The 9,986-nt window shown below is 44.6% G+C and carries 4 protein-coding genes and 1 pseudogene; 4 read left to right on the top strand and 1 reads right to left on the bottom strand.

Annotation, left to right across the window (positions count from 1 at the left end; translation table 11 throughout):
* From VF500_RS12410 to VF500_RS12400, 3 genes and pseudogenes are all read left to right on the top strand, one after another.
* A pseudogene (locus tag VF500_RS12410) lies at nt 1-1,404 on the top strand (glycoside hydrolase family 2); the annotation flags it as partial.
* Nucleotides 1,405-1,616: 212 nt separating this feature from the next.
* On the top strand, nt 1,617-2,975 hold the full coding sequence (locus VF500_RS12405) for a sugar porter family MFS transporter (RefSeq protein ID WP_330859973.1): 1,359 nt from the start codon (nt 1,617-1,619) through the stop codon (nt 2,973-2,975).
* A gap of 17 nt (nt 2,976-2,992) precedes the next feature.
* A complete protein-coding gene (locus tag VF500_RS12400; protein WP_330859972.1) occupies nt 2,993-6,340 on the top strand; it encodes a tetratricopeptide repeat protein in 3,348 nt (1,115 codons plus the stop codon).
* 253 nt (nt 6,341-6,593) lie between these two features.
* Here the strand turns inward: VF500_RS12400 and VF500_RS12395 are convergent, their stop codons facing one another.
* Nucleotides 6,594-7,367, bottom strand: coding sequence for an NUDIX hydrolase (locus VF500_RS12395; RefSeq protein ID WP_330859971.1), 774 nt, complete (start codon nt 7,365-7,367; stop codon nt 6,594-6,596).
* Nucleotides 7,368-7,487: 120 nt separating this feature from the next.
* Between VF500_RS12395 and VF500_RS12390 the strand changes: the two genes are divergently transcribed.
* A complete protein-coding gene (locus VF500_RS12390; RefSeq protein ID WP_330859970.1) occupies nt 7,488-9,971 on the top strand; it encodes a sugar-binding domain-containing protein in 2,484 nt (827 codons plus the stop codon).
* Nucleotides 9,972-9,986: the final 15 nt, after the last annotated feature.

The raw sequence follows: 9,986 nt of genomic DNA, 5'->3' as shown, positions 1-9,986 counted from the left end.
ACTACCACTTTCAGTTTCCAGAAGGGACATGGTAAAACACCGGAGCCTGTAGACGATTACTTTATTACCCAATACACCGATAAAGGCTGGGTTAGGGGACAAGGTATATTCAATACCGATGCGCCTGATTTCAAGACTGATTACAGCAAAGCGCTGGAAGGTACGCGGGTACCGCTCATTATTCATGAAGTTGGTCAGTATTCCGTTTATCCCGACCTTAACGAAATAGCTAAATATACAGGAGTGCTTCGTCCTGCCAATTTTGAGGCAGTACGAAACGATCTCCGCAAAAAACAAATGCTTACACTGGCTCCCGATTACCTCAAGGCCAGCGGAGCGCTCGCTGTGCAACTCTACAAAGAAGAAATTGAGCGGGCTTTAAAGACCCACGGCGTTGGCGGATTTCAACTGTTGGACCTGCATGATTTTCCAGGCCAGGGAACAGCCCTGGTGGGGATATTGAATGCATTCTGGGATAGCAAAGGGTTAATCACACCACAGGATTTTCGCAATTTTTGCGGCCCCGTTGTACCGTTAATCCGGTTTAAGAGGGCTGCTTATAACAACAATGAGCGGTTCGAGGCTTCTGCCGAGGTTGCTAATTACAGCGATCATCAAATTGACGATGAAATTCGATGGTCGGTCACCTCTGCCGACGGGCATATTAATTTTCAGGGCTCGCTTGGCAACAAATCAATTCCTATTGGCAATGCCGAGGTGGCAGGTCATTTTTCAGTTGACCTGAAAAAAATAGATCAGGCCTGCGAGCTGACGGTTACCGTTGGTATGACTAAATCGAAATTCCATAATAGCTGGAAAATATGGGTGTATCCGGAGAATTTACCCGACGGGCCTGGCAACGTAATTTTTACGACCGCGGTAGACAGTGCCATCCGTTACCTGGAAGCAGGAAGAAAAGTTATCCTGAACCCGGACACAGGAAGCATGCATGGCATAGACGGCCGTTTTGCGCCTGTTTTCTGGAGCCCGGTCCATTTTCCTGACCAGCCGGGCAGCATGGGCTTGTTGATTGACAAGAAACATAGCGCATTGGCAAACTTCCCTGCAAATTTTTATACGGATTGGCAATGGTGGGACCTGGTAACAAATTCCAGATCGCTGCTGCTGGATAAACTTCCGGCTCAGCCTAAACCGATTGTTCGTGTTATTGATAATTTTTTCAGGAACCGAAATCTCGCTACGTTGGTGGAATTTAAGGTTGGATCCGGCAAATTGATTTTGTGTACCATGGATATTCATAATAAACTGTCAAGCCGGCCGGCCGCTAAGCAATTACGCTACAGCCTTATCCATTATGCGGAGGATAGTGCTTTCCAGCCTGCAGATGAAATCAGTACGGTCACTTTGCGCAAGTTATTGAATGACGATCGAAAGGTTAAATAATCCATGCTTTCAATCAATAATCCATTGCCTGCCAGGCAGGCAGGGGGTATTTTAGCATATCCAAAAACAACAAATAATGAGTGCTTTTAGCTTACAATCAGGCTTTGGTATTGGTTATTCACGTTTTTCCTGATTTGTGCTGTGGCTCTGCCAGCGTTATCGGGAGTACAATTAATAAAAACCATAACTACCTAAAAACAAGTTTTTAAGACATGCAAATTATCGCAAAAAAGCAAACGACATATAAATTTAACAACCGGTACATTTTGGGTATCTCATTTATATCGGCATTGGGTGGTTATCTTTTTGGATTTGACTTTGCAGTTATTTCAGGTGCACTCCCGTTTCTGAGGACTGCCTTTCATTTATCCAGCTGGTGGGAAGGTTTTCTCACCGGTTCCCTGGCTTTAGGATGTATAGCAGGTTGCCTGCTGGCTGGGAAACTTGCAGACCGGTACGGGCGGCGTCCGGGTCTGATGATCGCGGCTGCAATTTTTGCCTTTTCATCCATTGGAATGGCTTTTGCACCTGGATTGGCATTTTTTGTTATCATGCGTTTTTGCGCTGGGGTAGGCGTAGGTATGGCTTCTATGTTAAGTCCGCTTTATATCGCAGAAATATCCCCGGCACATATGCGCGGACGTAACGTAGCTATTAACCAATTAACCATTGTTACCGGTATCCTGATCACTAACCTGGTTAACTATCTGCTTTCTGATATGCACGAAGCCTGGCGCTGGATGTTTGGTCTTGGGGTAGTTCCTTCATTGCTGTTTTTGCTTGGCGTATTTTTTCTGCCGGAAAGTCCGCGATGGCTGATCTCTATGGGTAAGCAAGCCAAAGCGATAAGCATTCTCACCAAAATTGGCTCAGCGGAATTTGCACAAACGTCTGTAACGGCTATTGGGCAATCGCATCAGAAAACCGGTCAGTCATCGTTTTCAGCAGTTTTCTCTAAATCGGTCAGGCCTGCGGTCATTGTTGGGGTCACATTAGCCGTTTTTCAGCAATTATGCGGAATTAATGTAGTATTTAACTACACTTCCACAATTTTCAAGTCGGTAGGCGCAAATCTGGATCATCAGTTGCTGGAAACAGTGGCTATCGGGGTTGTAAACTTGCTTTTTACGTTAATAGCCATGTGGCAGGTAGATAAACTGGGCCGTCGCCCGCTTATGCTGGCCGGATCAATCGGGCTGGCACTATCCTATATCGTACTGGCTGCTCTTTTGAAATATCAGGCCCCGGCCATTTGGATCTCTGCATTTGTACTCCTTCCAATTGCGCTGTATGCGACTTCATTGGCACCCGTTACCTGGGTGTTGATTTCAGAGATTTTTCCCAACAATGTTCGGAGCGCAGCCTCTTCGGTGGCTATCGTTTCGTTATGGATAGCTTACTTTATACTCGTGTTCACTTTCCCTATCCTCGTGGAACATCTCGGCACTTATGGCCCCTTCTTCTTATATGCAGGCATTTGCTTTATGGGGTATCTGTTCGTTAAAAGTCGCGTTAAGGAGACGAAAGGGCAAACACTCGAACAATTGGAACACAATTTTACAGGACATTAAGTTAATTAATTATAGATATGACAGTTCAAGTTTGGCAAGAAAAGGTTGTTATTCCTACCTATCAGGTAGCCGAAGCGGATAAAAACCCGATGTTTTTTGAAAATAGAATTTACCAGGGAAGCAGCGGCGTAGTTTATCCGCACCCGGTTATCGAAAAAATTGCTGATGAGAAAGTGGATCAGGAATACAATGGCCTTTTTTTAGAGAATAAATACCTCAAAATTATGATCCTTCCGGAAATTGGAGGACGTGTACAAATGGCTTATGATAAGATCGCCGGTCGCCACTTCATTTATTACAACCAGGTGATCAAGCCGGCCCTGGTAGGTTTGTGCGGGCCATGGATCTCTGGCGGGATCGAGTTTAATTGGCCGCAACACCATCGTCCGAGCACTTTTGACCCGGTGGATTATAAGATAGAAGAAAATCCGGACGGCAGTAAAACCATCTGGGTAAACGAAGTGGAGAAAATGTTCCGTACAAAAGGTATGGCTGGGTTTACGCTGTATCCCGACAAAGCCTACCTGGAAATTAGAGCACAGCTGTATAACCGCACCAATTTGCCCCAAACCTTCTTGTGGTGGGCAAATCCAGCAGTGAGTGTTGACGACTATTACCAAAGTGTATTTCCGCCAGATGTGCATGCTGTATTCGATCATGGTAAACGGGATGTTTCCAGTTTTCCAATTGCTAGAGGGACCTATTATAAAGTTGATTACTCGCCGGGAACCGACATTTCGAGATATAAAAATATTCCTGTTCCGACATCGTATATGGCTGTCAATTCAGAATATGACTTTGTGGGAGGTTATGAACATGATACAGAAGCAGGTGTGCTGCATGTTGCAGACCATCATGTTTCGCCGGGCAAAAAACAATGGACCTGGGGCAACGGCGATTTTGGGGTAGCCTGGGATCGTAATCTTACTGATGAAGATGGCCCATATATCGAACTCATGACCGGGATGTTTACAGACAATCAGCCAGATTTTAGCTGGCTGATGCCTAATGAAGAAAAATCCTTTACTCAGTATTTTTTGCCATACCGGAAAGTTGGTCTTGTTAAAAATGCAACCCGGGATGTATTGGTAGGCTTGGAAAAGGAAGCGGGCGAGCTCAAGGTTACTATTTTTGCTACATCGCGTTTTGAAAATGCCCGCATTGTACTTGCTACACAACATCAAACGCTTGAGGAGTGGCACGCATCGTTAAGTCCGGAAGAAGTTTTTGCCAAATCAGTAACTGCGCCGGCTGCCCCATCTGTTTTATATAGCCTGACGGTTTATAGTGCCTCGGGAGAGGAGCTGGTTTCTTATACCGAATCAGATGAAGAGCGCGAATTGCCCGAAGCTGCAAAACCTGCCCTTCTGCCTGAACAAATTGATTCTGCCGAGCAGCTGTTCCTAATCGGTCAGCACCTGGAACAATACCGCCATGCCACCTACAGCCCGGTCCCTTACTACCAGGAAGCATTAAAGCGTGCGCCCGGCGACATCAGGAACAATAATGCCATGGGTTTGTGGCTGCTGAGAAAAGGCAAATTCAATGAGGCGATACCTTACTTCAAAAAGGCAGTGCAAACAATAACCGGTAAAAATCCCAATCCTTACGATGGAGAGCCTTACTATAATCTCGGGCTTGCTTATTGGTATACCTCAGATTACAAAAAAGCTTACGATGCTTTTTTTAAGGCTACCTGGAATGCAGGATATCAGGATGTAGCTTATTTTGCAGTTGCACAAATTGATCTTAAAAATAAGGATGCGGAACGCGCACTGGAGCATATCAATATTTCAATTGACCGCAATGCCCGGAACGGAAGGGCTTATATGGTCAAGGCAAGAGCGTTGCGCATGTTGTCAAGGCCGGAAGAGTCATTGGAGGTCTGCCGTTATGCACTGAAAAGAGATGGGTTTAATCTGACTGCCCTTTTTGAACTATACCGGAGCCAGCAGGCGCTGCACATGCATGAAGAAGCTGCTGAAAGCTTAGCACAACTGGGCAAACTTGGACGCGGTAATTCGCACACGTTAATAGAATATGCAATAGACTATGCCAATGTTGGTTTATATGCGGAAGCTATAGAATTGCTTTTAATGGCTAACGATAAACCTGAAAATAACCCTATGCTTGGTTATTACCTGGCTAATTTCAATTTCTTGAAAGGTGACCAGGAATCGGCAGATCGTTATCTGAAAATTGCTGCCGGCGCTAACCCCGATTACTGTTTTCCAAACCGGCTTGAAGATATTGCTGTGCTGCAATTCGCTGTTCGTCAAAATAGTGCTGATGCAAAGGCTTCCTATTATTTGGGGAATTTGTGGTATGACAAACGGCAGTACGCTGACGCGATTGAATGTTGGGAACGTTCTGCGGGCATCGACGCTGCATTTCCTACCGTATTCCGAAATTTGGCAATCGCTGCATACAACAAGCAAAATGACCCTGAAAAAGCACTTATCCTGTTCGAAAAAGCTTTTAGCCTGAATCCGAATGATGCGCGTGTGTTAATGGAACTGGACCAGTTGTATAAAAAACTTCGCTATGAACCTACAGCAAGATTGGAATTTTTGACTGAAAATGCAGAGGTTGCTGAACGCCGCGACGACCTGTACCTGGAAGTAGCCGCATTAAAGAACTATCTGGGTGATTACGGTGAAGCATACGAGCAGGTTATGAATCGTAAATTTCATCCCTGGGAGGGAGGGGAAGGAAGGGTTTCCGGCCAGTATATTTATAGCCTGGTAGAATTAGCAAAAGCGGATATTAGCCATGCTGCTTATGATGCAGCAATTATTAAATTAAAACAGGCACAGGAATATCCGCATAGTTTGGGTGAAGGAAAACTACCCGGCGCGCAGGAAAATGATATCTTTTACTGGTTAGGCTGTGCCTATGATGGTTTGGGTGATACAGAAAATGCAGTGTTTTATTGGACGGAAGCGACCCGCGGCCTCAGCGAACCCAGTGCAGCGATGTTTTATAATGATCAGCAACCCGACAAGATCTTTTACCAGGGCCTGGCCTGGAATAAGCTACAGAAGGCAGAAGTAGCCCAGGAAATATTTAGCAATCTGGTGAACTATGGATTAGAGCATGAGCATGATGAAGTTCGAATTGATTACTTTGCTGTGTCATTGCCTGATCTTTTGATTTTTGAAGATAATTTGAATCTTCGAAACTATATCCATTGCCGTTATATTGTCGGCCTGGGTTACCTGGGGCTTAAAAAACTGAATGAAGCTGAGCTGGCATTTATTGATGTGATAAATAACGATGCCATGCATTTTGGTGCGCAGACCCATCTGAGGTATCTGAGTGAATTCAAAAACGACTCATCTGTAGCCTCGGTTAGCCAGAAGTAAGCTTTTGACAAGAAAAGACCATAAATAGAACAAACAGGCGGCAGTTCGCCTGTTTGTTACCAGAAATTTGCAATACAGACGATGCTTGCCCATGAGTCCATGAAGTTCGCTCCCATCGAAAAATGCACAGTCTAAGAATCATCTTCTAACTTACGAAGTCCGATTTTTAGCTGCTGGGGTTTCGACCTCCGTCTGTATTTAAAATAAACATGAAGCTTAGTTTTAAGTCCCCAATTCCTATGATTGAAGATATTTAGAAGACCAGTTCAACACCGGTAAGAAGCCCTTCTTCATATTTTTCCCGATTAAATTTGTAAAGAAAGGGGGGGCGGTGTCCACTGATCTGTCTTTTCTCATTTAATTTAGTAATGATGCCGGTAGCCAATAATTTTTTGGTAAAGTTTCGGTCATCAAGCGGCTTAGCCAGGATGGTTTCATAAAGGTTATGTATTTCCGGTAAGGTAAACTTCTCTTCCAATAATTCGTAACCAATAGGATAATGGGCAATGTGCAGGCGCAGTGCTTTCAATGCTTCTTTGATGATCAATTCATGATCAAACATCATGGGTGGTAATTCGCTCACTGGCCACCACTGGCAATCCGCTTCGAACTCTGATTTTGTGATTTTGACCTTAGAGAATTCAGTAAGGGTATAAAATGCAACGGATACGAAATAGTCGAATATCCAGGAGTTTTCCGGAATATCATAGCCGGTTACCTCTGCGATATGTTTTGCTGTAAAGCCATTATCTTTTACACGCTGTGGGTTGCCGAATGATTGAAATTGCTCCAGAAACAAACCTGTTAAACCCGTCCTCATGTGTGCAACCCTGGCGGCGGCTTCTGCTATGGATTCGGTTTTCTGAATGTAACCACCGGTGACTGTCCATTTGTCCAGCGCAAAAGGTTGTTGTAATAATACTTTTAGCTCCTTCTCGTGGTAACCGAATATCACGTTGTCCACGGCTACGTTTAGTAAGAAATTACTTGAGTTTTTGAAAAAGTCTTCAGCTGCGTTGGTATCCATCTTTCTTTTTTTTCGGTTTGCAAATATAAGTAATTTTACCTTATCGTAAAAAATACGGATTATTATTTGGAATTGAGATTTCTTTTCATTTACCTTTACGTAAATAATACGAAAAGGTAAATGGGGGCTTTTTTAAAAGTAATAGTTTCATTCTGCTTCTCGTTGATTGCGGGTATTTCTGTAAGCCATGCGCAGGATTCACGCGCGATCAGTTTTGACAGGAATTGGCGGTTTAAAAAAGATACGATCTATGGCGCTGAGCGTCCGGGCTTCAACGATACCGACTGGAGAACACTGAATTTGCCGCATGACTGGAGCATCGAAGATCTGCCAAACCAAAAGGAAGGCGAAGTGCAAGGTCCGTTCACCAAAGCATCCATAGGAAAAGCTGCCACCGGATTTACTGAAGGCGGTATTGGCTGGTACCGTAAGGCTTTTACATTGAATAAATCCTACATCGGGAAAAAGACTTACATCCTTTTTGATGGGGTATACATGAACGCAGATATCTGGCTTAACGGTCATCACTTAGGCAGTTATCCTTATGGCTATACTTCTTTCTCTTTCGACCTCACTGATTTTCTCAACCCGGTTGGCAAGCCAAATGTCATTGCTGTCCGGGTTGATAATACCGGTAAGAACAGTCGCTGGTATTCCGGATCGGGCATATACAGGCACGTATGGTTATTACCGGTTAACCCGACACATATTAAATTATGGGGTAGTTATATCACTACACCGGAAGTGTCACCGGAAGAAGCGATGGTAAGTATTACGACAACTATAGAAAATCAAAAGCCTGTTGAGGTTAAGGTCGATATTTTGGACCCAAGCGGTCGGGTGGTAGCATCATATAAGCAGCGCGCAAGTCAGGTAGAGGTTGCTCAAAGATTAATAGTGAATCATCCTAAGCTCTGGGACCTGGATAAACCGGTATTATATAAGGCCAGGGTTTCCCTGATCTCAAATAACCAAATCGTTGACCAGACGATTACACCATTCGGTATCCGCAGCCTCAAATTCGATGCCCAAAAAGGCTTGTTGCTGAACGGACAATCGGTAAAATTAAAAGGTGGCTGTATTCATCACGATCTCGGGCCATTGGGCGCAGCGAGTATTGACCGGGCCGAAGAACGTAAAGTGGAACTGATCAAAGCTGCAGGTTACAATGCCCTTCGTTTGAGCCATAATCCCGCGTCTCCTGCGTTGCTCAATGCTTGTGATAGGTTAGGTATGTTGGTATTGGATGAGGCATTCGATATGTGGGAACTGCCTAAAAACCCGCAGGATTACCACCTGTATTTTAACGAATGGTGGCAAAGGGACCTGGCTTCGATGGTTTTAAGAGATAGAAATCACCCGTCAGTAATGATATGGAGCATCGGTAATGAAATTTATGAAGCGCCGGATTCATCCGGCTATGCCAATGCTAAACGACTGGCCGATGAAGTAAGGACACTCGATCCAACCCGGCCCGTAACAGATGCCATTGTTTTCCTGCCGCCATATACAAAGAAGCCCTGGACGGCTTACGAACCTCATCTTACAAACCTTGATATAGACGGCTATAACTATTTTCTTGACCCCTCGGTTTATTTCCAGCGTGACAGTGCAACCTTACACCGCTTTGAAACGGAACGGGTAACACATCCGGGTAAACTCTATATGTCAACAGAATACTTGCCAAATGCAGCTTTGGAGAATTGGGATGCAGCTGAAAAATACCCATGGCTCCTGGGCGGTTTCTGCTGGACCGCAATGGATTACATCGGCGAAGCAGGGATCGGCAATTCGATTTATGTGCCGGAATCACAAAAGCTTCCAAAGGGCTTGATGGGCATGGGATTATTCTATCGTAACAACTGGCCGGTTTATAATGCCTATTGTGGCGACCTTGATCTCATCGGTGATCAAAAAACAGAGGCGTATTATAAGAAAGTGGTATGGCGAAATAGTCCAATAGAAATGTTGGTGCATCGTCCAATTCCCGATGGGCAAAAAGAAGTGGTTGCGACATGGGGTATGCCTGATGAACTTAAATCATGGACATGGCCGGGACAGGAAGGAAAGAAAATACAGGTTGATGTTTACACGAGAGGAAAAACGGTGAAGCTTGAATTGAATGGAAAAATCATTGCAGAGCAAAGCGTTCCTGAAGGTTCGATCACCGCGACATTTCAAATCGAATATCAACCCGGGATTGTGGTTGCAAAATCTTTTGACAATGGGAAAGAAACAGGGTCGAGTATTTTGTCGACTGCAGGGAGCCCTGTAGGGATCCGCCTTATCGCAGATAGGAAAAAAATAAGAGCCAGTTTAAATGATCTATCCTTTATCAGGGTAGAAGTGGTTGATGCCGAAGGAAATTTAGTTCCGTCAGTTAACGGATTAGAGATCAGTTTTAAAATTTCCGGCGCAGCAACTATCGTAGGTGTCGGTAATAGTAGCCCTTCTGATATGTCCAGTTTTCAGCAGCCACGCAAGCAGGTTTACCAGGGTAAAGCACTGGCAATTGTGAGGCCTTCAGGTGTGGTCGGAATTGCGAGGTTAACGGCGTCGGCCAGGGGATTGCAAAGCAGTTCAGTACAGATTGAAATCAAATAATAAAATCAATAAAAC

It is taken from the genome of Mucilaginibacter sp. (genome assembly GCF_036383575.1).
In the GTDB taxonomy this organism is placed as follows: Bacteria; Bacteroidota; Bacteroidia; order Sphingobacteriales; family Sphingobacteriaceae; genus Mucilaginibacter.
This window is presented reverse-complemented; position numbering and strand designations above follow the sequence as displayed.